This window comes from Massilia sp. IC2-476 (assembly GCF_020707295.1).
Classification (GTDB): domain Bacteria; phylum Pseudomonadota; class Gammaproteobacteria; order Burkholderiales; family Burkholderiaceae_D; genus Telluria.
Genome location: NZ_JAJFER010000007.1, coordinates 108,617 through 134,161, shown reverse-complemented (window position 1 = coordinate 134,161; position 25,545 = coordinate 108,617). Strand labels below are relative to the sequence as shown.

Annotated in this window: 20 protein-coding genes; 11 read left to right on the top strand and 9 right to left on the bottom strand. The window is 66.0% G+C overall.

Annotated features, from left to right (window positions below; all coding sequences use genetic code 11):
- Nucleotides 1-2,559, top strand: a complete 2,559-nt coding sequence (locus LK539_RS18420; protein ID WP_227802515.1) for a family 20 glycosylhydrolase — start codon at nt 1-3, stop codon at nt 2,557-2,559.
- Between the two features lie 48 nt (nt 2,560-2,607).
- On the opposite strand, the gene LK539_RS18415 is transcribed toward LK539_RS18420, so the two are convergent.
- A complete protein-coding gene (locus tag LK539_RS18415; protein WP_307729119.1) occupies nt 2,608-3,570 on the bottom strand; it encodes an IS1595 family transposase in 963 nt (320 codons plus the stop codon).
- A gap of 422 nt (nt 3,571-3,992) precedes the next feature.
- Between LK539_RS18415 and LK539_RS18410 the strand changes: the two genes are divergently transcribed.
- Together LK539_RS18410 and LK539_RS18405 are read left to right on the top strand one after the other, a co-directional pair.
- Nucleotides 3,993-4,772 (top strand): hypothetical protein, encoded by a 780-nt coding sequence (locus LK539_RS18410; protein ID WP_227802514.1) that lies wholly within the window; start codon nt 3,993-3,995, stop codon nt 4,770-4,772.
- A gap of 114 nt (nt 4,773-4,886) precedes the next feature.
- Nucleotides 4,887-6,380, top strand: a complete 1,494-nt coding sequence (locus LK539_RS18405; RefSeq protein WP_227802513.1) for a sigma 54-interacting transcriptional regulator — start codon at nt 4,887-4,889, stop codon at nt 6,378-6,380.
- Nucleotides 6,381-6,391: 11 nt separating this feature from the next.
- Here the strand turns inward: LK539_RS18405 and LK539_RS18400 are convergent, their stop codons facing one another.
- From LK539_RS18400 to LK539_RS18385, 4 genes are all read right to left on the bottom strand, one after another.
- Nucleotides 6,392-6,760: a hypothetical protein gene (locus LK539_RS18400; protein WP_227802512.1), complete on the bottom strand. Its 369-nt coding sequence runs from the start codon at nt 6,758-6,760 to the stop codon at nt 6,392-6,394.
- Between the two features lie 13 nt (nt 6,761-6,773).
- Nucleotides 6,774-8,957, bottom strand: coding sequence for a serine/threonine-protein kinase (locus tag LK539_RS18395; RefSeq protein ID WP_227802511.1), 2,184 nt, complete (start codon nt 8,955-8,957; stop codon nt 6,774-6,776).
- 115 nt (nt 8,958-9,072) lie between these two features.
- Entirely contained in the window at nt 9,073-10,233 is a 1,161-nt protein-coding gene (locus LK539_RS18390) for a hypothetical protein (protein WP_227802510.1), read from the bottom strand.
- Nucleotides 10,234-10,301: 68 nt separating this feature from the next.
- The gene (locus LK539_RS18385; protein WP_227802509.1) at nt 10,302-11,534 is read right to left on the bottom strand and encodes a DUF4071 domain-containing protein; all 1,233 of its coding nucleotides are present in this window, start codon (nt 11,532-11,534) and stop codon (nt 10,302-10,304) included.
- Between the two features lie 220 nt (nt 11,535-11,754).
- On the opposite strand from LK539_RS18385, the gene LK539_RS18380 reads away from it, so the two are divergent.
- Nucleotides 11,755-13,377 (top strand): NAD(P)/FAD-dependent oxidoreductase, encoded by a 1,623-nt coding sequence (locus LK539_RS18380; RefSeq protein ID WP_227802508.1) that lies wholly within the window; start codon nt 11,755-11,757, stop codon nt 13,375-13,377.
- A gap of 89 nt (nt 13,378-13,466) precedes the next feature.
- Entirely contained in the window at nt 13,467-13,667 is a 201-nt protein-coding gene (locus LK539_RS18375) for a hypothetical protein (RefSeq protein WP_227802507.1), read from the top strand.
- Nucleotides 13,668-13,692: 25 nt separating this feature from the next.
- On the opposite strand, the gene LK539_RS18370 is transcribed toward LK539_RS18375, so the two are convergent.
- Nucleotides 13,693-14,895 (bottom strand): family 1 glycosylhydrolase, encoded by a 1,203-nt coding sequence (locus LK539_RS18370; RefSeq protein ID WP_227802506.1) that lies wholly within the window; start codon nt 14,893-14,895, stop codon nt 13,693-13,695.
- Between the two features lie 193 nt (nt 14,896-15,088).
- Here LK539_RS18370 and LK539_RS18365 point away from each other — a divergent pair, with 193 nt between their 5' ends.
- Nucleotides 15,089-15,580 carry a DUF421 domain-containing protein gene (locus tag LK539_RS18365; RefSeq protein ID WP_227802505.1) on the top strand — a complete coding sequence of 164 codons (492 nt, stop codon included), beginning with the start codon at nt 15,089-15,091 and terminating at the stop codon, nt 15,578-15,580.
- A gap of 182 nt (nt 15,581-15,762) precedes the next feature.
- The gene (locus LK539_RS18360; RefSeq protein WP_227802504.1) at nt 15,763-15,906 is read left to right on the top strand and encodes a hypothetical protein; all 144 of its coding nucleotides are present in this window, start codon (nt 15,763-15,765) and stop codon (nt 15,904-15,906) included.
- A gap of 67 nt (nt 15,907-15,973) precedes the next feature.
- Here the strand turns inward: LK539_RS18360 and LK539_RS18355 are convergent, their stop codons facing one another.
- Entirely contained in the window at nt 15,974-16,528 is a 555-nt protein-coding gene (locus tag LK539_RS18355) for a hypothetical protein (protein ID WP_227802503.1), read from the bottom strand.
- A 485-nt stretch (nt 16,529-17,013) separates the two neighbouring features.
- Between LK539_RS18355 and LK539_RS18350 the strand changes: the two genes are divergently transcribed.
- Nucleotides 17,014-18,459 (top strand): NAD-dependent succinate-semialdehyde dehydrogenase, encoded by a 1,446-nt coding sequence (locus tag LK539_RS18350; RefSeq protein WP_227802502.1) that lies wholly within the window; start codon nt 17,014-17,016, stop codon nt 18,457-18,459.
- A 128-nt stretch (nt 18,460-18,587) separates the two neighbouring features.
- On the top strand, nt 18,588-19,904 hold the full coding sequence (locus LK539_RS18345; protein WP_227802501.1) for an MFS transporter: 1,317 nt from the start codon (nt 18,588-18,590) through the stop codon (nt 19,902-19,904).
- On the opposite strand, the gene LK539_RS18340 is transcribed toward LK539_RS18345, so the two are convergent.
- Nucleotides 19,901-21,031: an acyltransferase gene (locus tag LK539_RS18340; protein WP_227802500.1), complete on the bottom strand. Its 1,131-nt coding sequence runs from the start codon at nt 21,029-21,031 to the stop codon at nt 19,901-19,903. The two genes, LK539_RS18345 and LK539_RS18340, sit on opposite strands and share 4 nt — an antisense overlap.
- Before the next feature lie 241 nt (nt 21,032-21,272).
- Between LK539_RS18340 and LK539_RS18335 the strand changes: the two genes are divergently transcribed.
- Complete coding sequence (locus tag LK539_RS18335; protein WP_227802499.1) at nt 21,273-22,490, top strand: YeeE/YedE family protein; 1,218 nt, start codon at nt 21,273-21,275, stop codon at nt 22,488-22,490.
- Nucleotides 22,491-22,581: 91 nt separating this feature from the next.
- Nucleotides 22,582-24,825, top strand: coding sequence for a beta-glucosidase BglX (gene bglX / locus LK539_RS18330; protein WP_227802498.1), 2,244 nt, complete (start codon nt 22,582-22,584; stop codon nt 24,823-24,825).
- A gap of 10 nt (nt 24,826-24,835) precedes the next feature.
- Here the strand turns inward: bglX and LK539_RS18325 are convergent, their stop codons facing one another.
- Nucleotides 24,836-25,492: a trimeric intracellular cation channel family protein gene (locus LK539_RS18325; RefSeq protein WP_227802497.1), complete on the bottom strand. Its 657-nt coding sequence runs from the start codon at nt 25,490-25,492 to the stop codon at nt 24,836-24,838.
- Nucleotides 25,493-25,545 lie beyond the last annotated feature (53 nt).

The window sequence follows — 25,545 nt, the reverse complement described above, 5'->3', positions numbered from 1 at the left end:
TTGGACAAGAAGACGATGATGATATCGACCCTGCTGGCGGTGCTGCTGGTGCTGGCGGGGCCTTCCGCGCTGGCCGGACAGGCGTCCGCCACCCAGACCGCTACCGGGGTGCATGATGTCGCCGACGGCGCGCAGCTATCCTTGCGCTGGGAGCTGCAGCGCAAGCCGGCGGGCCTGGAACTGGCGCAGGGCGGTTCGCCCGCGCGCTTCATCCTCGCCAATGGCGACACCCGGCCGCTGCCGCCCTCCGGCTGGTCGCTCTACTTCACCGGCATCGATCGCATGCCGTCCGGCGTGCAATCGGCCGGACTGGTACTCGAGCAGATCGCCGGCGGCTTGAACCGCCTGCGTCCGGGACCGGGGTTCAAGGGGCTTGCCCCTGGCGAGAGCGTGGAATTCGCCTATCGCCATCCCGACGGGGTATTCATGTCTTCCAAGGCGCCCGGGAGTCCCTACCTCGTGTACGACGCCATGCCCGAGCAGGCTGTGGCGCTGCAGTACAGCGTCGTCCCCTTGGCGGAGCCGCCCCAGCGCGGCAAGGTCGGCAGCCCGCATTCGGCGGTAAGCCCGGAAGACACCTATTGGCGCAACGCGCGCGCGGAGCTGCTGCCGGCATCGCAGCTGCCGCCTGTGCTGCCAACGCCCCTGAAGCTGCAGCCTGGGGACGGACGCCTGCTGCTGGCAGGCCGGCCGGCGATCAGCGCAGCGCCAGGGCTGTCGCATGAAGCGGCGCTGGCGCGTTCGCTGTTCCCGGCTGCCTTGCCCGCCGCCGGCGGCCCGGCCCTGCGGCTGGCCCTCGGCAAGGTCGAGGGACAGGATTCCCCCGAAGCCTACCGCCTGCAGATCAGCGCCGCCGGCGGCATCGACATCGTCGGCAACAGCGCGGCCGGGGTGGCGTATGGCCTGCAGACGCTGCGCGACCTGCTGCCGCTGCCCGACAGCGCCACGCTGGACCTGCCGGTCTTGACCATCGTCGACGCGCCGCGTTTCGGCTACCGCGGCTTCATGCTGGACGTGGCGCGCAACTTCCATGGCAAGGAAACTGTGTTCAAGTGGCTCGACCTGATGGCGCGCTTCAAGCTGAACAAGTTTCATTTTCACCTGACTGACGACGAGGGCTGGCGCATCGAGATCGCGGGTCTGCCGGAACTGACCGCGATCGGCGCCGTGCGCGGCCACGCTGCCCGCCCGGGCCAGCGCCTGCAGCCGGCCTTCGGCTCCGGGCCCGACCCGAAGGACGGCAGCGGCAGCGGCTACTACTCGCGCGCCGACTACCAGGAGATCCTGCGCTACGCCCAGGCGCGCCACATCGAGGTGATCCCGGAGATCGAGATGCCGGGCCATGCGCGCGCCGCCGTGCAGGCGATGGAGGCGCGCTACCATCGTTTGAAGGGCGCGGGCAGCCGCGACGCCGCGCGCTACCTGCTGAACGACCTGGATGACCGCTCGGAATACTTGTCAGCCCAGTACTTCAGGGACAACGTGATCAATCCGGGCCTGGAATCGAGCTATACCTTCATCGAGCACGTGGTGCGCGAGATGGCGGCCCTGCACCGCGACGCGGGCGTGCCCTTGAAGACGATCCACATGGGCGGCGACGAGCTGGCCAACGGCGCATGGGAAAAGTCGCCCGCCAGCCTGGCTATGATGAAGAAGCTGGGCCTGGAGAGCACGGCCGACCTGTGGGACCATTTCTACGAACGCGTCGACGCCATCGTGCGCCGCCACGGCATGAGGACTTCCGGCTGGGAAGAACTGGCGGTACGCAAGACGCAGCTCGACGGCGCGCGCAAGCTGATTCCGAACCCGCGCTTCACCCGCCAGGGCTTTACCGCCTACGTGTGGAACAACACGGCGGGCGCCGAAGACCTGGCCTACCGCCTGGCCAATGCCGGCTACGACATCGTGCTCACGCCGGTGACGCGCGCGTACTTCGACATGGCGCACAACGCCAATCCCGAGGAACACGGCGTCAACTGGGGCGCCTACGTGGAACTCGACACCGTGTACGACTTCATCCCCTTCGACATCATGAAGGATGCGCCGGACAGCGCCCGCGTCGGCAAGGACCGCCTGACCGACTACGGCAAGCGCCGCGTGCGCGGCATCCAGGCCAACCTGTTCGCGGAAAGCGTGCGCGATCCCGCGCGGATCGACTACCTGGTGATGCCACGCCTGGCGGCGCTGGCCGAGCGCGCCTGGGCGGCCGATCCGGCCTGGGCCACCACGCTCGATCCGGTCAAGGCAGGGGTCCTGCACCGCCGCGCCTGGACCGGCTTCGTCAATGCCCTTGGCCAGCGCGTGCTGCCGCGCCTCGACCTGGACGGCGCCAGGCTGGCCTACCGCATCGCGCCGCCCGGACTGCTGCTGGATGGGGGCCGGGTGCTGGCCAACCATGTGCTGCCGGGCATGGTGTTGCGCTACACCGTCGATGGCAGCGAGCCGCTGGCGTCGAGCCGCCTGGTCGACGGACCGATCCTCGAGCGCGGTACGATCCGGGTCGCGGCCTTCGATCGCACGGGCAGGCGAGGGCCGGCGGCCAGCATCGTTTCACCTTGACAGGCTCACCACGATAACCCGCTTCGGCGGGTTTTTTTATTGGCGCTGTCATCGTTGGATGTGGAAAACGGCAATTGCCGTCTGCAGCAGGTGCTCGGGGGCGTTAATTCGGTCTTCATCCAGCGCCCAGCGCCAACCAAGGTAATTCGGCAGATAGCGCGAAGCAACGCCGTGAAAGCGCGACAGCCAGCCGCGCAGGCGCTGGTGGTAGGCATTTACGTTCTGGACGTGCACGGCGCCGCGCGTGTGCTCGCCCGCCTGCAGCTTCACAAACGCATGCGCAATCCCAGCCTCGCGCGCGAAGGTCCGGTATGCAATATGCCCGTCGGTCACCAACAGCACGTCGGGGTCGAGCACGGGGAGCAGGTGCCGGTGGAGCTGTCTGGCCGTGACCGCAGCCCGTCCGGTCACGCACGAGCAGGTCTGGCCGCCGCGGTCGCGGGCGACGAGAATGCAGTCGTGCTCGCGGCTGATGCCCCGACGATGTGATCTCCCGCCACGCTTGCGGGCAGGTCGGTCGAGGCTGCGCGAACGCTTTTGCGATTCGAGAATAAACATTTCGTCTGCCTCCGCAATGCCCGTCAGGCGCTCGGGTTGATCGAGCCGTACCCCGTCAAGAAAACGGTGGCGCCAGCGAAAGCTGGTGTTGCGGTGCACGCCGACGTGCTTTGCCGCCGCGCGCACGGTACGCGAGTCGAGCATGGCCTTGAGATAGTCGAGCCATTTGCCGCGGTGACGCAGCCTGGCAAGAGGCGTGCCGGTCAAGGTGCTGAAGGTGCGACCGCAGGCACGGCAGCGGTAGCGCTGCAGGCCCCGGACGATGCCATGGCGGTAGTGGCGACTGCCGCCGCATTCAGGGCAACACAGGGGAGCAGGCCGGGCGCCATCGATGGCTTCGTACGCCTGATCCAGGCCAAGGGCCGGGCTCAGGAACTCGATCAGTAGCGATCGTTGCTGGCGGCTGAGCAAGCCAGCCTGTTGCAGCAAACGACGAAAGCCTGCGGCATTCATGGTCCCTCCTGGTCATCGATCCAGTTTGGACATCCATTTGGCTCGGCAGTTCAATTTCCACACCTGGCGGTGACAGCGCCTTTTTATTCCCCAGATAATATTAATTCTCGAATTATTGGCCAATTCATTCGCCGAAATTCGGATTAATAAATCAAATAATGCGGTAATACGTCATCGATAAATGGCACGTGTAAAACTCAAGGTTTTACACGTTACTTTACATGTAAAAAAATAATGTCAATATTTTATTGACTAGCCATTTATCCCTTTACTATCATTGTCTTGCAGCCACGTGGAAATGAATGGCGGGGGCGAATCTTTCCACGTTGAGCTGCCCAATACCGGCGCATTTCAATTAATGCGCTATCCGACATAATATTATCAACCTCTTCACGGTGGCCATCATGCGAAAGGTGTGTGATATGCCGGCGTCGCACCGCCTGATTTTCCGACTCTCGTTCGGACACGCGTTTTTCTCCGACGGGGTATTGCGCGAATTGCGGATCGTGCCGGTGCCGTCCTGCTTCGACAGGCTGCGCCGCGCCGGGCTGGTGTTGCGTCCGCTGGAAGACGGCATCGCCGTGTACGCGGACGACAGCGCAATCGGACGGCTGCGCCGCCATGTCGATGCGGCCGGCGGCTCGCTCGGCATGGCATTCCAGGTCTTTTTCACCGATCCGCACTTTTTCGACTACACGACCCCGGCCTGGCCGAGCGGCAAGCTGCTGTTCCTGGACACGGCCGATTCGGTGACGGATGACAGTGGACGTCGGGTCGTGCATGCCACGCCTTTCGTCGACGCATCCGCCTTCCTGGAGCGCGACCACGCCAGGCTCGGGGGCATCCTGGGTGAGCGCGTGCTGGCCCCGACCCCGGCCATGGTGATCCAGGTGGCGGTCACCCCTGGTCTGCTCGACGTCGTCGATGTCCGCCAGCGCCACTTCCACGTCCGCTTCGACACCGGAGGCAAGCGCCACAAGGACGAGAGGGCCGGGACGGGCGAGCGCCGTGGCGGGAATGACGGAGCGCCTGGTGGCGCGGGCTTCTCGCGGTTTGCCGTGGCCAACATCGCCGATCACCGGCGCGCGCATGTGTTCCCGCCGAAGGGCGCGATGCTGGCGCGCGAAGTCGCATCGCCGCGCCTGCGGCCGCGTCAGTGTGGGCCGGCGGCGGAACGCACTTCCGCTGCAGCCGCGAGCTAGGGCATCGCCCGAACAGGCAGGAAAACGGGCGGCTGTTTCCGGGCCAAGGGGCGCCGCATGAGGTTAAAATGACAATCTGCACAGCTTGCAACCCCGTGTACATTGTCAGGCCCCATGACCAACACCGACTTTACGCTGACGTCCCCGCTCGGCGACCTGGCCAGCGCAGGCAAACCCCTGCTGGCCCTGACCATCGTCTGGCACCCCGAGCGCGCCCGTATCGGTGAACAGTTCATCGGCGCGACCGGCGGCGACATCGTCGAACTGAATCGCTTCGCTCCCGCCTTCATGCACCCCGGCGGCTCCGGGCTGCCCCTCGGCCACGGCGGGGTGTCGCGCCAGCCGCTGCGCCTGGCGCGCGACGAGCACGATGGGGTGGCCATGACGCTGCCCGCCAGCGCGATGGTGGTCGAAGTCAACGGCCAGGTCGCGACAGGGTCGCTGTACTTCAGCGCCGCTGAGGTGGCAAGCGGCCAGGTCCTGAGCCTGGGCCGCGCCGTCGTGCTGTGCCTGCACTGGATGACGCGCCTGCCCACGCTGGACGCCGTGCCCGGCCTGCATGGCGTCGGCAGCGCCGGCATTGGCGTGCGCGAGCAGATCCGCATGGTGGCCCGTACCAGCCTGCCGGTGCTGCTGCTGGGCGAAACCGGTACCGGCAAAGAGATCGCCGCGCGCGCCATCCACGCCCTGAGCGACCGCGCGGAAGCGCCGCTGGTCGCCGTCAACATGGCGGCATTGGGTGAGCCGCTGGCGGCGACCTCGCTGTTCGGCGTGGCCGAAGGCGCGCAGGCCTCGCGCGAAGGCCTGTTCGCGCAGGCTGACGGGGCCACGCTCTTCCTCGATGAAATCGGCAGCACGCCGGCGGCCATGCAGCCCATGCTGCTGCGGGTGCTGGAAGGGGGCGACTATCGGCCGGTCGGCGCGGCGCGAGACCGCCATTCGTCGGCGCGCCTGATCGCCGCGTCCGACCAGGACCTCGATGGCGCCGCCTTCAACCAGGCCTTGCTGCACCGCCTGGCGGGCTTCGTGATCCGGATGCCGCCGCTGCGGGCGCGGCGCGAGGATATCGGCGTCCTGATCGTGGAGCTGTTGCGCGAGCAGGGCATCGAGGCAGCGCTGCCGGCGGCGCTGGTGGCGGAACTGGCGGCCTATGACTGGCCGGGCAACGTGCGCCAGCTGGCGCACGTGCTGCAGCGCGCGGCGCTGATACTGGGTTCGGGCGCGACGCCGACCCTGGCGCAGCTGGTGCGCAGCCCTCGGCCGCAGATGCAGGCGCAGCCCGCGCCGGCGCCAACGCAGGCACCGGCCACCGAGGCGCCCGCCGCACGCCGGCGGCCGTCCGCGCTGTCGGACGGCGAAGTGCTGGAAGCGATGGCCGCGAACGACTGGAACATCCAGGCCGCAGCTGGGGCGCTGGGCATCTCGCGCCCCAGCCTGTACAAGCTGCTGGAAGACCATCCCGACATCCGGCGCGCCGAGACCATCCCGGAAGACGACATCGCCCGCGCAATGAGCCAGTGCGCGGGCGATGTGGAGCGCTGTGCGGCGCTGCTGCGCACGCCGGCGGAAGCCTTGCGGCGCCGCTGGCGGCTGCTGCGGCCGGACTAGCCCGGGCCGGCTCAGGTCGAGCCGACGTCCAGCTCCGGATCGGGCAGGAAGTAGAAGTTGCTCACTCCCTGCTTGTCGGTCGTGCTGAAGGCGATCGAGAAACCGTAGAAGCCTTCGTTCTGGACCTTCACTTTCGAGCCCTGCACCAGCGGGATCTGGGTCTGGTTGAACGGCGAGATCGCTTCCGCCGGCTTGCGCGGTCCGGCGAACAGCATGGCGCTCGACAGCTCGACGGCCGGCGAGTCGGGGATGCGGAAACCGAAGGTCAGCGTATCGCCGACCTGCGCATTGATCAGCGCTTCGATCTTGTCGTCGATGCTCCAGGTTGCCATCGGGTTGCCGGGATTGAATTGGATAGTGATGTTGTAGTTGCTTGCCATGGTCTCTTTCAGTTCACTTCGTCGTGAGTGCTGTTGCAGCACGCTGGAGGCCGAGCGCAGCGGCCCGGACATAACGCTCGTCGCGGCGCAGGTCCACCAGGTCGGGTTCGGCGTCGATGAACTTGACCGGATAGCCGAGGCGACGGGCATTATTGATGGCGGCGACAGCGGCGTCGCGCTGACCGAGCAATTCGTAGGCGAGGCCGGCGCGGAACTGCACGTCGGCGCTGTTCGGGGCCAGGGCCAGCGCCCGCGGCAGCAGCCTGCCTGCGTCCTGCTCGGCCCTGACGCGTGCGGCGTACAGGGCCATGCGCGAGACCAGCAGCACGTCGTCGGGCGCGCGCGCCAGGCGCGGCGCCAGCAGGGCGCGCGCTTTTTCGTAGGCGGCGCGCGCTTGGGCCTCGCGGCCCGGGATCCAGTTCAGGGTGTCGGCCAGGTCGGCCCAGCGCTGGTAGTCGCCGGGCGCGCCGCGCGTGGGCGAGACCGCGTTCTCGAAGGCGGCGGCGGCGCCGACGTAGTCCTGGCGCAGGAACAGCGCATTGCCCAGGTTGGTGTAGAGCTTGGCGTTGGGCCGGATCTGCAGGCCTTGCTGCAGCACCTGCAGGGCTTCCTCGTCGCGGTTCTGGCGCAGCAGCGCCGCGTTCAGGTTGGCGTAGGCGATGACCGCGTCCGGCTGCACGGCGATGCTGCGCCTGAATGCGCGCTCGGCCGCCGCATAGTTGGCCTGCTCGTATTCGACGCTGCCCTGTTCATCGCTGAACACGCGCTCCTGCGGGAAGCGCGCCGTGGCCTCGCGCAGCCTCGCGCGCGCCTCGTCGTAGCGGTGGGCGCGGCGCAAGGTCGCGGCCTGGCCGTACCAGCCGAAGAAACTGCTCGGGTCGAGGCGCAGTCCCTCGGCATGGGCCTGCAGCGCTTCGTCGCGCTTGCCCTGCATGTCGAGCACCCAGCCGCGGGCGATGTGGCTCAGGGCCAGCTGCTCGTTGAGCTGGGTGGCGCGCTGGGCGCTGGCATCGGCGCGCTTGAGCCAGGTCTCGTCGCTCTTGTCGGTCTGGTAGCGCAGTGCGTACATCAGCGACATCCCGGCCGCCGCCGCGGCGCTGTCCGGCTGGCGTTCCAGGATACGGCGGAAATGGCTTTCAGCCTTGTCCAGGCTCCCCGGACGGTCGAACAGCTTCACGGCCGCCAGCCCCTGTTCCATCTCGAAGGACTCGGAGAAGGGCGCCAGCGCCGACCCGAGCGCCGCCAGGCGCGGCGCAGCGACCCAGCCGGTGGCGCCCAGCAGCGTCACCGACAGCGCGCCGGCGAGAAGATAGCGCGCGCGCTTCGACAATGGTGTTCTGGCCGGCCGCGTAGCCGGCGCAAGCGGGGCGTCCAGCTCCGCCAGCCGGGCCAGCACCTCGCCCATGCCGGCCAGTCGCTCTTGCGGCTGGCGCGCCGTCATGGCGCGGATCAGGGCGATCAACTGTGGACTGGCATCGGGCGGATAGCTCCAGCCGTCGGACGAGGTCTGGACCTGGGCTGCCGCCAGCGCCAGGCCGTCGAGCGCGGCGAAAGGCCGGGCGCCTGCGACCAGTTCATACAGGATCAGGCCAAGGGCGTACACGTCGGCCTGCGGCGAGAGCGGTGCGCCGAGCATGCGCTCCGGCGCCATGTAGGCGATCGTGCCTTGCAGCGAGCTGGTCGGCAGCGCGGCGGTGGCCAGCGGGTCCAGGTCCTGGGCCAGGCCGAAATCGAGCACACGGATCGTGCCGCCCGGCTCCAGCATCAGGTTCGACGGCTTGAGGTCGCCGTGCACGAGGCCGGCGTCGTGGGCTTCGCGCATGGCTTCTGCGACCTGGCGCGTCCACGCCAGCGCATCGGTGCGCGCCACCGGGCCGGCCGCCAGGACCTGCTTCAGGGTTTGGCCCGGCACCAGTTCCATGACGATCGACTGGGTATCGCCGCCGTCTTCGATCGCATGCACCTTGACGAAGGCGGGATGGCGCAGGGCCGCCGCGACGCGCGCTTCGCGCACGGGGTCGGCCCCGGCGCCCTGCTTGATGCACTTGACCGCCACCGGGCGGCGCAGCTTGCTGTCCCAGGCCTCGTAGACCTGGCCGAAGCCGCCTTCGCCGAGGCAGTCGCGCAGCTCGTAATGGCCGGGCAGGGCAGGCGGGCTCGGCGGGGACCCTGCCGATGCGCAGGGGGCGGAAGTCAAGGAAGTATCGGTCATTGTCCGGTGTTGAAAACGGATCAACGTACATTACCGTAATCGTTGCGGTAGCGCAATGACCGATGCTTACAAAGGCTTTCGTTTGTTGTCTGGGCGTCGCTTACGGTCGGCTTGCAACGCGCTCCCGGGCAGGCGTGCTGACAATGCCCGCCACCGCCGCTTCGAATTCGCTCACTTCGAGCATCGCACCACTCTTACGGTATCGGTACACCTTGCCGAGCGCTGACCCAAGCAGCAAGGCACTCGCCTCGATGCCGGCATCCGTACTTTCCTCAGCCACGAAAATGCACTTCCAAAGGAGGCCATGTTTGGACAGTTGCTCGACTTCCCACAGCGTGCCGCTCTTATTGGCGGTCAGGTCGACAACGATGAGATCGGTATTCGCGATGAGAAACAGCACGACGCGTTGCCAGAGTCCGTCGCTTGAGCGGATCTTGCGTATGACGTCGAATATGGAAAAGAAATTCAGGTTATAGCGATTTTTCAGTGCGGCGTATAGTCTACGGAAATGGTGCTCCTTGCGCACGGCAACAATCAATGGAGGCAGTCGCACCAGCGGCAAGACCGGAAGCACGAGTGCAGATCCGATAATGCGCCTCGGCGAAAAGGCGTAGATCGTCGAGTTACGCAGGACCGACTCGTTGATGTGCCGGTCCGAGAGGGGCACGATGTTTCCCCATCCACGCAGGTTCTTCCGTACGAATCTGCGTATCGAGGATGAGATCTTCCTGTCGTTGAAGGGCCGCAGGAGCAGGATCCTGAGTGGCTGGCGCCATAATATGATTGGTGCAAAAATGGCATACAGCCCGACGAAGAAAAGCAGTGCGTAAGGATCGGGCGGATCGTCCTGGCGAACCAGCGACTCCAGATCCGGCGCATTCACGCCGAGTTCGTGCGACGCGAGCAGCGCCCTGTTCAGGATGGCGACCTCGTCACCGGCTTCCTTTGCCCCTTCGTCATAATCGCTCTTCTCGACGACGCCGAATTCGCCATCCTTCCTGATCATGATTCCGCCATCGGCCAGAAGCCTGTTGACTTCCGCCTGATCGAGCAGCTCCGCTCGTTTGGCTTCGCGCTCGGATAAGGAAACCATCGAGAAGGCCCAGACCAGCATGAGGAGCGGAAGAATGAAGCGTCTGAACAGCCGCATTCTTCGGGCGGCTGCGATATTGCTTGCTGCAGCGGCAGGTTTGCGGAAACTGGGAATTTCCGCAGTGAGGACGTCCGGATCGGGACCGTGTGATTCCAGCAGGGCAGACATCGCGTATCTCCCGTTTCGTGTTTCGGTGGAGGCTCAGCGGGTCGCGAACCGCCGAGCCGGCTGCACATTCACGCCTTGGCTTGCATTGCCGTCTGCTTCCCCGTCTTGTATGAGTCGATTTCCCAATCGCTCGGGTTCTGTTCCATGAAGGCGCGTTCCTGGGTCTCGCCGTCGTTCATCATGCCGAGCGCGAAATAGCAGTTTGCCATGGTTGCATGTATCCACTTCCGGTCCTTTCGATCGGCAAACGATGGACGCGCCATCAGTTCCAACAGCAACTCGATGACCGCTTTCCTGACTTTCTGCGCCGACATGCGGTCATAAGTCGCCTCGGCGCCGTCGGTCTGGACCTCGGCGCGCAAGTCGTAACACAGAGCGAGATTCTCGCCGTTGTAATAATCTCGCATCAGCTCGAAGCCGCGACCGTAAAAACGGACCGCCGCGTCCAGGTGCGCGCGGTTCCGGTGCAGCTTCCACAGGTTCTTTTGGATAGCGCCCGCAAGGCCCAGGGTTTCGGGGTCATTCGAGTGTTCCGGGTCGAGCGCGCCGATGATTTCCTTGGCCTCGAACAGTGCCGCCGTCTCGCTTGGCATCTTCGATTTGTAGGTTGCCAGCGCCAGCTTCTGGATAAGTGTCGGGTCGTCGGGTTTCAGTTTCCTTGCGGCGGCAAATGCTTTCGCAGCATCCGCAGGCCGGCTGCTACGCATCGCAAGGTCTCCTTCATTGATGCGGGAACTCAGCTGACACTGCAAGGTCTCTGCTTCGACGAGCCGCTCTTCATATTCCTCGTCACTCAGGCTTGGTTGACGCAGTTTGGGCAGGAAGGTGTAAACGGGACTATCCGCTTTTTGCTCGGCCATTACCTGCGTAATCAGGTTCTGGAGGGCTGCGCTTGCACGACGCGCCTCGCGGTTGCCAATATCGGGGCCAAGATGTTCGTAATGCAGCGTGCTGACATGATTGAGATCGAAGGACAGTTTTCCAGCCGACTCTTTCATGATGATGGTCGAGCGCGGCCTGAGCGCATGGCGCACTCCTAGTTCGTAAACCGCATTCACGTTGCCGGTCGAGATATCGGCAATCACCAGGTCTGCCCGCAACAGCATGTCGTACATCGGAAGATCGATCAGGCCGGAGTGCATGATCTGGTCCGCACGGATGCAGCGCAGTCCTGCGGCGTCGACTGCGGGACGGATGATGGCGTCGAACGTGGCGTCCAGGTCGAGCGTGCGCCCCGATTCGTAGTCCGTTTTTTTACCAAAGCCCATCACAACAAAACACACTTTGCGCTCGTCGCTCATGTTCATTGCCTTGATTGTCGTTAGCCTTGAGGTAAGCACCCCGCCGGAAACCCGCTGCATTAAAGTTGCACAGATAACACTACGCTTTTTTTTGTGCTTGCGCTACCAGCCTCCTGCATTTTCGCAGGCCAGTGCCACGTCCAGGCAGCTCTCGACTCTGCGAGGTGCGTCGACACCCTCTTGTGGTCCATAATGGCCGCGTTACCTGGGGAGACAGCAGATGCGCGACGCGATCATCATCGGTGGCGGCCACAATGGCCTGGTATGCGCCTTCTACCTGGCGCGGGCCGGCCTGAAGGTGAGCGTGCTGGAGCGGCGCGAGGTGGTCGGCGGCGCCGCTGTCACCGAGGAATTCCATCCGGGGTTTCGCAACTCGGTCGCGTCCTACACCGTCTCCCTGCTCAATCCGAAGGTGATCCGCGACATGGACCTGGCCCGACACGGCCTGCGCGTGGTCGAGCGGCCGCTGTCGAACTTCCTGCCGTTTGACGACGGCCGCTACCTGAAGCTCGGGGCCGGACGCACGGCGGCCGAAGTCGCGAAGTTCTCGCAGCGCGACGCCGACCGGCTCGCCGCCTACGGCAGCCAGCTGGACGCCGCAGCCGACCTGCTGCGCGAACTGGTGCTGCAGACGCCGCCGAACCGGGTGCAGGGCGGCTGGCTGGCCACGCTGCCCGAACTGCTCAAGGCGGGGCGGCTCGGCAAGCGCATGGCGGGTTTAAGCCTGTCGACCCAGCGCGAACTGCTCGACCTGTTCACCAAATCGGCCGGCGACTATCTCGACGGCTGGTTCGAGAGCGCGCCGATCAAGGCGGCCTATGGCTTCGACAGCGTGGTGGGCAACTACGCCAGTCCCTACACCCCGGGCTCCGCCTATGTGCTGCTGCACCACGTGTTTGGCGAAGTCAACGGCAAGAAGGCAGCCTGGGGCCATGCCATCGGCGGCATGGGCGCCATCACCCAGGCGATGGCGAAGGCCGTTGCCGCGCTGGGCGTCGAGATCCGCACCGGCTGCGCGGTGGACGAAGTCTTGCTGGAGCGGGGCCGTGCCTGCGGCGTGGTCACGACCAAGGGGGAGCGGCTGGACGCCCGCGTGGTGGTGTCGAACCTGAACCCGCGCCTGCTGTACACCTCGCTGGTCGACCCTGGCGCGCTGCCGGCCGACTTCCTGCGCCGCATGCAGGCCTGGCGCTGCGGTTCCGGCACCTTCCGCATGAACGTGGCGCTGGCCGAACTGCCCGACTTCAGCTGCCTGCCCGGCAAGGACGCGGCCGAGCACCACGGCAGCGGGATCATCATAGCGCCCAGCCTGCAGTACATGGAGCGCGCCTACCACGACGCGCGTTCCCACGGCTGGTCGCGCGAGCCGATCGTCGAGCTCCTGATTCCCTCCACGCTGGACCCGACGCTGGCGCCGCCGGGCCAGCACGTGGCCAGCCTGTTCTGCCAGCACGTGGCGCCGAAGCTGCCCGACGGGATGAGCTGGGACGGCGAGCGTGAACGCGTGGCGGACCTGATGATCGACACGGTCGACCGCTACGCGCCCAACTTCAAGCGCGCGGTACTGGGCCGGCAGATCATGAGCCCGCTCGATCTGGAACGCACCTTCGGCCTGGTCGGGGGCGACATCTTCCACGGCGCCCTCGGGCTGGACCAGCTGTTCGCGGCGCGCCCGATGCTGGGCCATGCGGATTACCGCGGCCCGGTGGCGGGCCTGTACACCTGCGGCTCGGGAACCCACCCCGGCGGCGGCGTGACCGGCGCCCCCGGCCACAATGCCGCGCGCGAGGTGCTGCGCGACTTTGCCAGGCGGCGCGTGGCGCGCCAGAGCGCGCCACTCTGAGGCCGCGCACAGACCGAAGGCTGCGTATTTGCAGCCATGCTGATCCAGGAGTATGCTGGATTCACAACATACATATAGCGGAGACAATCATGAAATTCCGACTCGCCTCGCCACACTTGGCCGAACGGTTCCATGGTCCCATGCGTTTCGGCCGCCGCTGGCGCGGCCATGAGCTGGCCCTGCGCCTCGTCCAGCTTGCCGTGCTGGCCGTCGTGGCGGTGGTGGGCGCCAGGCTGATCGCTAACGGCGTGGCCGGCGCCGCGCGCTGGATCGCCACCGTCGTTTCCTGACCGCGAACAGCGCCCGGCCTGCGCGCTAGCGCAGGTGCATCAGTTCATTCCCGACCCGGTGCCGCCAGGTCTGGATCAGCGCGCGGTAGGCTTCGCCCACAGGCCGCACGCGCCGTTCCAGGTCGCACAGACCGTACTGGTTGACGTTGCCGGCGTCCTCGGTGAGGGCGCTGTCCCAGTCCACCTGGTCGACCAGGCTGTACCACGTGAAGCCGAGGATCGGCACGCCGTCCGACTTCAGCCGCATCACGTTCGACCACTGCTTGTCGAGCCAGGCGCGCGCATCCTTTTCGCCATTGCCGGCGTCGCGGTTGTTGGTCTCGGTGTGCATCACCGGGATGCGGTAGCGGTGGTAGTACTGCTGGGTGATCACGTAGTACCCGAACAGTTCGCAGCTGCTGGTGGTGCCGTCCGGGTGGATCACGTGCTCGTTGGTGGCGTAGTAATCGTTGCCCATGATGCAGACCGGCTTGACGCTGCGGTTCAGGAAGAAGTGATAGTCCTTGCGCGCCATGCCGTGGTCCATCAGGTATTCGTACATCCGCCCGCTGACGTCGTGCCCGTAGGTGAGGTCGAGGGCCAGGAAGCGCAGCTCGTTCATGTGGCGCGCCGCATCGGTCGCTTCGGGCCCGCTGGGATGGAAGTATTCGGACGATTCGCTCTGGATGAACTTCGCGTCCGGCCGCACCATCATGATCGCCTCGGTGGCCAGGATGTTGGCGCGCGCCAGGTTGCGGATCGCGGTGACGAAGGCATGGTCGGAGCGCAGGCGCTCGTTCCACATGCCTTCGTGCGCCGAGAACTTGGCGGTGATGTAGATCTCGTTGATCGGCGTGTACAGGTCGACCCAGGGGTAGCGGCGCGCGAAGGCGTCGGCGTATTCCGTGAAGTAGGTCGGGAACTCGGGGTTCTGGAAGTCGCCCAGCCAGTCGGGCAGGCCGAAGTGGCACAGGTCGACGATCGGGCGGATGCCGCGCCGGCGGATCTCGGCGAACACCTCGTCGGTGAAGTCCCAGTCGTAGCGGCCCGGCCCCAGGTGCACCCGGTAGTAGGGCGGGCCATAGCGCAGGGCCTCGATGCCGAGCTCCTCGACCAGGGCGAGATCCTGCTTCCAGTGCCGGTAGTGGCCTGTCTTGTCCATTTCGTCGACGCGCAGGCGGGCGCCATCGGGCCCGGAGACGACCGGATAGCTGCCTTCGATCCCGGTCGCAAACAAGAAGCTGTGCATGGTGTCTCCTGACTCCGGCTGCCCTGTTGTGCGCGGACCGGCAGTTTCATCATCCTGCCAAAAACCGCCGCATGCAAGTCCAAAGCGCGGCCGCTTCTCTCGTTTCGGCATCCGCGCAACGCTGCCTATGGCGCGGCTCCGAATGCCGCGTGCCTGTAGAGTAGCGCAGGCCTTGAACCTGAAGAGAGAAACGATGACCTGGTTGCCGGATACATGGTCGGAGCTGTTCCTTGTCGAGACACCGCTGCTCGAACTGGCGGCCCGCGGGACCATCCTGTACTTCGTGATCCTGTTCCTGATGCGCTTCATGCCGCGCCGTACGGGCGGGGAGCTCGCCACCATGGACCTGATCTTCCTGCTGCTGATCGCGGAAGCCGCCTCGAACGCGTTCGGCGAATACCGCTCGGTGAGCGAGGGCCTGGTGCTGGTCTTGGTGCTGATGGGATGGAACTTCGCCGTCAACGCGGCCAGCTGGCGTTTTCGCTGGATCGAACGGCTAGTGTCTTCGCCGCCGATCCAGGTCGTCCGGAACGGCAAAATGCTGAAACGGAACATGCGGCGCGAATTCCTCACCGAAGAGGAACTCATGAGCGCGCTCCGGCAGCAGGGTGTCGCTTCGGTCGAGGAGGTGCGGGTCGCCTATATCGAAGGCGAGGGCGCGATCACGGTGATCAAGTCCCACTGAGCCGGTGCAGTTATCCGCTCGCCGGCTTGCCGATATTCGCCGCAGTGATGACGGGCAACTCCGAAGATTGCGAGATATCCGGATTTGTTATCGCGGCGATCTGAAATCGCAATTGGATTTATGTCTTTGAGCGGGCTAAGCTGTATCCATTGCCCATCGCTAGACACATTCGAGGAATCCCTATGACTACCGCTACTATCGTTTCGATCCGTCCTGAAGCACCGCGCACCTTCCGCTTCCCGACCGCCGGCTTGGCCGCCAAGCTGCGCCGCGCCATCGAGCTGTACGGTGCCGCCTACCTGGTCAAGGGCGCCAGCTACTTGTAAGCCGCCATTGGCCGGCACCGAAGAGAGCCCCGCACTGGGGCTTTTTTTTCGCCTGCACTGAGCGGCGTTACAGCCGGATGGTTATTTCTATCTTTTCCAGTCCTATCCCAAGGGACTCGGCCAGCTTGCGCTTGGCTTCAGCGATCGCATCAGCCAGGTTCGCCGTCTTGACCTGGGCGCCGTCAAGCGGCTGCACATAGGGCAGGGCGCGCTCGGCGACCTGCAGGCCCTCCCCATTGCCCGCCAGGCGCCGCCAGCTGAGCGCGTCCGGATCGATGTCCAGGCGGCGCAGCAGTTCGTCCGTTTCGAGGTAGGCCACGGGAAAGCGCTGTCCCTTGGCCAGCAGCTGCCAGGCGCCCGGGATATCGAGCATCGCATAGGAGCGGAATTCAATCGTGATCCTGGCCGCATGCGGCGAGGGCTTGATGCCCTCGATCTTCGCAATCAGGAAAGCCACGCCGTGCTCGAAATCGGTGGCGGCCCACTGCTCGCGGCGATTGCGCACGCATACCAGGTATTGCGCCGCCTGCACGCGCTCCGGGCTCGCGGTCCAGTGACCGCAGCCGCCTTCCTCGCGCATTCGGCGCAAATCCTTCCCTGTGTAGACAATCACGCTTTCCATGCGCGTTCCAAATTCTCTTTACTCGACATTACTGGCTGAAAGCATTGTATGGAAATCAATCGCTGCATGGTGACGTCTGCGCGCCGGCTTGCGCTGGCTCACCGTGCCAAGGCTGCGCTGCAGGTTTCTATCGCGAGGAATTGGCGAGCTAAGCGATGGATTGACATGCCTCATGCCGGGTCCGGCAACCGATTGGCGGCCTCATGTGTCCAAACCTGAGCCTGGAGAAAGAACGTCCAACATATTGTTTTAGCTGGCGTTCGAGACCGGGTCAACTTTTGCACACAAGGAGAAACAAGATGGAGACTATCGACGCACTGACCAAACTGGTGGCCATGCTGAACACCAACCATTTCGCTGCCGTCGTCCTGATCGCGCTTGCGCTCGCCTACAAGCAGCCGCCGCGCGGCTAGGCGCCTGCAGGACGCCCGCAGACCGGTTATGATCATGATCTACGAATCACTCAACACAGGAACCGACGCCCCATGACGACTTCCAGCTACCCCGATACCCGCCTCCTGATCGCCAACGAATGGAGTGACGCCACCGGCGGCAAGACCATCCCGGTCGTGAACCCGGCTACCGGCCAGAATATCGGCAGCGTGGCCCATGCCAGCATCGCCGACCTCGACCGCGCCCTGGCTGCCGCGCAGAAGGGCTTTGAGGCCTGGCGCGTCATCCCGGCCGCCGAGCGTGCTGCCACCATGCGCCGCGCCGCCACCTTGCTGCGCGAGCGCGCCGGCGACATCGCCCGCCTGCTGACCCAGGAACAGGGCAAGCCGCTGGCAGAAGCGAAAATGGAAGCCATGGCCGGCGCCGAGATCATCGACTGGTTCGCTGCCGAAGGCATGCGCGTCTACGGCCGTATCGTGCCATCGCGTAACCCGGCCGCGCAGCAGCTGGTACTGAAGGAACCGGTCGGCCCGGTTGCCGCCTTCACCCCGTGGAACTTCCCGATCAACCAGATCGTGCGCAAGCTGGCCGCCGCCCTGGCCACTGGCTGCTCCTTCCTGTGCAAGGCGCCGGAAGAAACCCCGGCCTCGCCGGCCGCGCTGCTGCAGTGCTTCGTCGACGCCGGCGTGCCGCCGGGCGTGGTGGGCCTGGTGTTCGGCGACCCGGCCGAGATCTCCGGCTACCTGATCCCGCACCCGATCATCCGCAAGGTGACCTTCACCGGCTCGACCCCGGTCGGCAAGCAGCTGGCTGCCCTGGCCGGCGCCCACATGAAGCGCGCCACCATGGAACTGGGCGGTCACGCCCCGGTCATCATCGCGGAGGACGCCGACGTCGCGCTGGCGGTCAAGGCTGCCGGCGCCGCCAAGTTCCGCAATGCCGGCCAGGTGTGCATCTCGCCGACCCGCTTCCTGGTCCACAACGGGATCAAGGACGAATTCACCCGCGCGCTGGTCGCCCACGCCGAAGGCCTGAAGATCGGCGACGGCCTGGCCGAAGGTACCAACCTGGGCCCGCTTGCCAATGCGCGTCGCCTGAGCGCGATGGCCAAGGTGGTCGAGGATGCCCAGGCCAAGGGCGCCAGGGTCGCCACCGGTGGCCAGCGCGTCGGCGACTCGGGCAACTTCTTCGCGCCGACCATCCTGGCCGATGTGCCTCTCGAGGCCAGCGTGTTCAACGACGAGCCCTTCGGTCCGGTTGCGGCGGTGCGCGGTTTCGACAGCCTGGAAGAAGCGATTGCCGAGGCCAACCGCCTGCCGTACGGCCTGGCCGGTTATGCCTTCACCCGCTCGATCAAGAACGCCCAGCTCCTGATGAACCGCGTCGAAGTCGGCATGCTGTGGATTAACCAGCCGGCCACGCCGAGCGCGGAGCTGCCCTTCGGCGGCATCAAGGATTCTGGCTACGGCTCGGAAGGCGGTCCGGAGGCGCTGGAGTCCTATCTGAACGTCAAGGCGGTGTCGATGGTCGGCGTGTAAGCAAGCGCCTGTGCTGGACGAATGCCCGCTTCCGAGCGGGCATTTTTTTTGCGCTCTGTTTCCCAATGCACGGTTCGATGCCCGTCTTTACGGCAAACTCACGTGCACTGCATTACGGAGGGACGACGATGGCGACAGTGGGCGCGACGGTAGAACAGGGCATCCAGACGGCGGGCGTGGGCCGCTTCCAGTACCGCCTGTTCGCCATCTTCGGCCTGGTCTGGATGGCCGACGCGATGCAGGTGCTGTCGATCGGCTTCTCCGCCCCTTCGATCGCAAAGACATTCGGTGTCACCTTGCCGCAGGCGCTGGAAACCGGCACCTTCTTCTTTGTCGGCATGCTGGTCGGCGCCTTTGCCTTCGGTCGCCTGGCCGACCGGATCGGCCGGCGCCCGGTGCTGATGGCGGCGGTAGTGGTCGACGCCTGTTTCGGCGTGGCATCGGCCTTCGCCCCGGACTTCACCTGGCTGCTGGCGCTGCGCTTCCTGACCGGCATCGGCGTCGGCGGCACGCTGCCGGTGGACTACACGATGATGGCGGAATTCCTGCCCAGCGACCGCCGCGGACGCTGGCTGGTGCTGCTCGAATCCTTCTGGGCCGTCGGCACCATCGCGCTGGCGGCGCTGGCCCTGGTCGCCGTCAGCTGGGGTGAGGACGCCTGGCGCCTCATCTTTTTCGTGACCGGCCTGCCAGCCCTGATCGGCGTGGTGCTGCGCCTGTATGTCCCGGAGTCGCCCATGTACCTGAACCGCAGCGGGCGCAGCGAGCAGGCGCGCAGCGTGCTCGAACGGGTCGCCCGCACCAACGGCCGCACAAGCCCGATCCCGCAGCTGGCGCCCGAGCATCCCGTCAAACGCTCGCTCGGGGCGCTGTTTGCCGGCGGCCTGCGGCGTCGCAGCCTGGCCCTGTTTGTGGCCTGGGGCCTGATCTCGATCGCCTATTACGGCGTGTTCGTCTACCTGCCGGTGCGCCTGTCGGCGGAGGGTTTTGCCTTCATGCGCGGCCAGGAATTCCTGATCGTGCTGGCGCTGGTGCAGCTGCCCGGCTTCGCGCTGTCGGCCTATGGCGTGGAGCGCTGGGGACGCAAGCCGACCCTGGTCGGCTTCCTGCTGCTGAGCGCCGCCGGCTGCATGGCCTACAGCCTGGGCAGTGCCACCTGGCTGGTCGTGGGCTCGACCCTGTTGATGAGCTTTGCGCTGTTGGGGACTTGGGGCGCGCTGTACGCCTTCACGCCGGAGGTCTACCCGACCGAACTGCGCGCCAGCGGCATGGGCATGGCCGGGGCGGTGGCCCGCTTCGGCGGCCTGTTCGCGCCGAGCATCGTGGCGCCGGTGATGGCCACGCATTTCACGCTGGCGCTCGGCATGCTGGCGGCTTTCCTGGCGATCGGGGCCGCTGCGATCGGGATGGTCGACATCGAGTCGCGCAAGCGCGCCTTGGACTAGGTTTTTGCAGCGATGCGCTTAAGCATGACAAGGCTAAGCGCGCGCAAGGCCGCAGTGCTTGCGTTCGACAGCCGTACTTCGAGGTAATGGTAGACGGCGGCCGCAGCCGAGATCGCCACGGCAGTGCTGAGCAGCACATGGCCCCAGCTGTGCACCTCGCCCCCGATTGCGGCGACTGCGTGATGGACGAGCGCTTGGGTGGTGGTATGGGTCAGGTAGAGGGAAAAAGAGATCGTCCCCAACCATACCAGCACGGCAGGCGGCACCAGCGTGACGGTCTTGCTCGCCAACGCGAGCGCCAGCACCATCAGCGCTGCCACCGCGCCCCATTGCTTTGGCCCATGGAAATTGGCTGGCCCTCCCCAGAGTGCCCATACCGCCGCGCACAGCGCCAGGAACACGACATGCCGAGCGACCGTCTGCGAACGCAGCCGGAACCACTCCTGCAGAAACAGCCAGCCGATGCCCACCCCTGCGAGAAACTCGAGAATGATCGGGTTGGTCATCAGGTTCAGGTAGCCGAGCGAGAAGTGAAAGTTGGTCAGAATGTCGAAGCTCAGGTCGCGTTTGACGGCAGGAAGCAGGATCACGGTAAGGACGATCCAGCCTGCCAGCATTAGCAGGCGCCAGCGGCCGAGCAGCAGGCACAGCCCGAAGACGAGGTAAAAATACATTTCGAAATTCAAGGTCCAGCCCAAGGGAAGCGCGGGGTCGAAGAAGGGAGCTTTTTCCAGGTTCACTGGTTGAAAGCTCAGGCTGAGCATGAGAGCCTTGATTTGCGACGGGTTGCGAAGCCAACCTGGTCCGAGGTTGTTGACTGTGAGCCAAACCACCGTGATGAGCGCATATAGTGGCCAGATGCGGGCGAAACGTCGCACCAGAAAATCGACCGCGTCTGCCGGCGTCCCTGCCATGTGACGGGTCGTGTAGACCATGATGAAGCCGCTGATTACGAAGAACAGGTCGACGCCCATGGCGCCGGGACGAAGCCATTGTTCAGCCAGTTCCCAGCTTGGCGTGTCGAGGAAAAAGTAGCGCGCGTGGGTCAAGACGACTAGCACGACAGCAATGCCACGCAAGGCTTGGATCCAGGCCAGTTTAGGTCGCGTATCGGTAATAGGGGTCATCAGGATAACAAGTGCGGATCTGCTTGCGAGGGTTTTCCGGATACAAAAAAATGCTCAGTTCCAGGAAAAACAATGCTTATTGGCATTACAATTTTGGCTCGGCGGCAGCTTACCACATGCTTCAATCGCCGAGTGCGCATGCCTCCAAGACCTGCAAGCCGCACGGATATCGCCCGCGTCCCGCGTCGCGACACGAAACGCGCGAAAATGGCGGCTTTCGTCGCTCGCACGCCAACTCATCATGCTCCATTCCACAACTCTACCGTCGCTGCGCCGCATCGACATCAACTTCAAGCCCCTCGGGGTCTCGCTGCTCCTGATCCTGCTGGGCGCCTGGTACCTGGCGCAGGAGGTCGGGCCGCGCCAGTCGGCGCTGTTCATCGTCGGCGCGCTGCTGGGCGTGTCGCTGTACCACGCCTCCTTTGGTTTCACCTCGGCCTGGCGGGTGTTCATCGCCGACGGCCGCGGGGCCGGGCTGCGCGCGCAGATGCTCATGCTCGGCATCGGCGTGCTGCTGTTCTTCCCGGTGCTGGCCAGCGGCACGCTGTTCGGCAATCCGGTCAGCGGCCTGGTGTCGCCCGCCGGCACCTCGGTGATCGTCGGCGCCTTCCTGTTCGGGATCGGCATGCAGCTGGGCGGCGGCTGCGCCTCAGGCACCCTGTATACGGTTGGCGGCGGCAGCACGCGCATGGTCGTCACACTGATCGCCTTCATCGCCGGCTCGGTGATCGCCACCGCCCACATGCCGTTCTGGACCGCGCAGCCGCAGCTCAAGCCGATATCGCTGGTGACCGTGCTCGGGCTGGTGCCTGCGCTGGTGCTGAACCTGGCGGTGTTCGCCGCCATTGCGGCTATCACCGTGGCGGTCGAGAAGCGCCGCCACGGCCGCCTGGTGATTAGCGAGGTCCAGCCGGTCCAGGGATCGCGCTGGCTGCATGGGCCGTGGCCGCTGCTGGCCGGCGCCATCGCCCTCGTGATCCTCAACTTCGCCACCCTGGCGCTGGCCGGGCGGCCCTGGGGCGTCACCTCGGCCTTTGCGCTGTGGGGCGCCAAGGCGGCGTCCGGCATGGGCATCGACATCGCCAGGTGGACCTACTGGAGCAGCAAATCGAATGCGGCGGCGCTGGCGGCGCCGGTCTCGCACGACATCACCTCGGTGATGGACTTCGGGATCGTGGTCGGCGCCATGCTGGCGGCGGCCCTCGCTGGACGTTACGCGCCGGTGTGGCGCCTGCCGCTGCGCTCCCTGGCGGCGGCGGTCGTCGGTGGCCTGATGCTCGGCTATGGCGCGCGGCTCGCGTACGGCTGCAACATCGGCGCCTACTTCAGCGGCATCCTGTCCGGCAGCCTGCATGGCTGGCTGTGGCTGGTGGCGGCGTTCGCCGGGAATGTCTTCGGTACCCGCCTGCGTCCGTGGTTCGGGCTCGAGGTCGAACGGGTGAAAGCGAGCGGCTGCTGAGTTACCTTGTAAAACGTTTAACCTAACGTTATAGTCCTGTTGGGAAGCTTTGTAGGAACATAATGCGTAAAACGTTTTATAGGGGACATGGATGAAGCATGGATGGAGGCTTGCCGCAGCCGCTGCGGCGGCTGCCCTGGCGCTCGGCGCCGGTCCGGCCGGGGCTGCGGAGGCGGGCGATGTGGCGCAACGCGTCGAGGCGCTGTTGCGCCAGATGACGCTGGAGGAAAAAGTCGGTCAGCTGAACCAGCTCTCCGGCAAGGAGTTCACCGGCCCGGCCACCGACAAGGTGCGCAGCATGGAAACCGAGATCCGCAGTGGCCGGGTCGGGTCCATGCTCAACATCAAGGGCGTGCCGGATACCCGCCGCCTGCAGGCGCTGGCCCTGCAGTCGCGCCTGAAGATCCCGCTGCTGTTCGGTCTCGACGTCATCCACGGTTACCAGACCGTGTTCCCGGTGCCGCTGGGCGAATCGGCGTCCTGGGACATGGAGGAGATCGAGGAGTCGAGCCGCATCGCGGCGCGCGAAGCTGCCGGCTCCGGCATCCACTGGACTTTTGCGCCGATGGTCGACGTCGGCCGCGACCCGCGCTGGGGCCGCGTCATGGAAGGCGCCGGCGAAGACAGCTACCTCGGTGCCCGCATCGCCGCCGCCCGCGTGCGCGGCTTCCAGGGCAAGCAGCTGGGCGGCGTGGAATCGGTGATGGCCACCGCCAAGCACTTCGCCACCTATGGCGCGGCGATCGCGGGACGCGACTACAACGCCGTCGACATGAGCGAGCATCTGCTGCACGAGACCTACCTGCCGCCGTTCAAGGCGGCGCTCGATGCCGGCGCCGCTACCTTCATGAATGCCTTTAATACCCTGAACGGCATTCCTGCCACCGCCCACAGCGGCCTGCAGCGCGACATCCTGAAGGGCGCCTGGGGCTTCAAGGGCTTCGTTGTCAGCGACTGGGGTTCGGTGCGCGAGATGGTGGTGCACGGCTACGCGGCCGACCTGCCGGACGCCGCCGCCAAGGCGCTGGTGGCGGGCAGCGACATGGACATGGAGAGCAACGCCTATTCGACCGGCCTCGCGGCCCAGGTCAGGGCCGGCAAGGTCCCCGAGGCGCTGGTCGACGATGCCGTGCGGCGCGTTTTGGCCAAGAAGTTCGAGCTGGGCCTGTTCGACGACCCGTACCGTTTCTCGAACGCGGAGCGCGAACGCGCGGCGCTGAACGACCCGCGCCATCGCCAGGCCGCGCGCCGCATTGCCGGCAAGTCGATCGTGCTGCTCAAGAATGAAAAGGCGGCGCTGCCGCTGCGCCGCGGCCTGGGGTCGATTGCCGTGATCGGCCCGCTGGCCGATGCCCGGCGCGACCTCGAGGGAGGCTGGATCGTGAAATCCGACGCGGCAAATCTGGCCAGCCTGGTGGACGCGGTGCGCGAGCAGGCCGGCCCCGGGACCCGCGTCACCTACGCGCCAGGCTGCGACGTGGCCTGCCGCGACGACCGTGGCTTCAAGGCCGCGCTGGATGCGGCCAGTGCGGCCGACGCCGTGGTGTTGGCCGTCGGCGAGAGCTGGGACATGTCGGGCGAAGCCAAGTCGCGCGCGGACATCGGGCTGCCGGGCCGCCAGAGCGAACTCTTCGACGCCCTGCGCGCAATCGGCAAGACCCCGGTGGTGGTCATGATGGCCGGGCGCCCGATGACGTTCGAAAACGTCGCGGAGCAGGCCGACGCGATCCTGTATGCCTGGTTCGCGGGCAGCGAAGGCGCGCGGGCGATCGCGGACGTGCTGTTCGGCGCCGTGAACCCCTCGGCCAAGCTGCCGATGAGCTTCCCGCGCAACCTGGGCCAGGTGCCGATCAGTTACCAGCAGTACGAAACCGGCCGCCCGGTGCGCGACGAGAAGAACATCGTCTACAAGTCGGCCTATATCGACTCGCCCAACACGCCGCGCTATGCCTTCGGCCATGGCCTGAGTTACACGAGGTTTGCCTACCGCGACCTGCGCCTGTCGGCCAGCGCGATGGCGCCGAACGGCAAGTTGACGCTCTCGTTCACGCTGGCCAATACCGGCAAGGTGGCCGGCGCCGAGGTGGTGCAGCTCTACCTGCGCGATCCGCTCGCGTCGGTCGTGCGGCCGGTGAAGGAACTGAAGGGCTTCCAGCGCATCGAACTGCAGCCGGGGCAGCAGAAGACCGTCAGCTTCAGCATCGATCGCGACACGCTGGCCTTCCACAACCGCAAGCTGGAGTGGGTCGCGGAACCGGGCAAGTTCGAGCTGATGGTGGGAAGCGCGTCGGACGACATTCGCCTACGCGACAGCATCACCCTGACCGAGCGCTAGCCGCGCGGCGTCAGCGGAAGCCGCCGCGGTTCGGATCCTTGTCTTCTTCCCCGTGTTCCGGCGTGCGCGCGGTGGGCAGGTGCCAGCCGAAGCGGATCGCGGCGAGGCGCAGGCCGAAGCACAGGGCCGCGCCGGCGCAGGCGGTGGCGGTGGTGGGCAGCTGCAGGGCGTCGCCGAGCACGACCACGGCGGCCCCGGCAAGCGCCGCGACGGCATAGATGTCGGAGCGGAACACGGCCGGCACGTCGTTCAGCAGGACGTCGCGCGCCACGCCGCCGCCAATCCCGGTGAGCATGCCGAGCAGCGCCGCCATCCATGGTTCCAGCCCGAACACCAGGGCCTTCTGGGCGCCGGCCACGCAGAACAGGGCCAGGCCGGCGCCGTCGAAGATCAGGACCGCGTTGCGCAGCCGGTTGATGAGCGGGTACCAGAAGAAGATCACCAGGCCGGCGAGGATCGAAACCGCGAGGTAGCGCCAGTCGCTGATCGCGGCCGGCGGGGTGGCGCCGATCAGCAGGTCGCGCACGATGCCGCCCGAGTTGGCGGCAACGAAGGAGAGCACCAGCACGCCGAAGATGTCGAGCCGGCGGCGGGCGCCGGCGGTCGCGCCGCTGAGCGCGAACACGAAGGTGCCGACCAGGTCGAGGGTCAGCACGAGGGTTTTCATGGCGGCTCCCATGTCGAGAGCGAGTACTTCAAACACGGCGGTCCTTGATACGA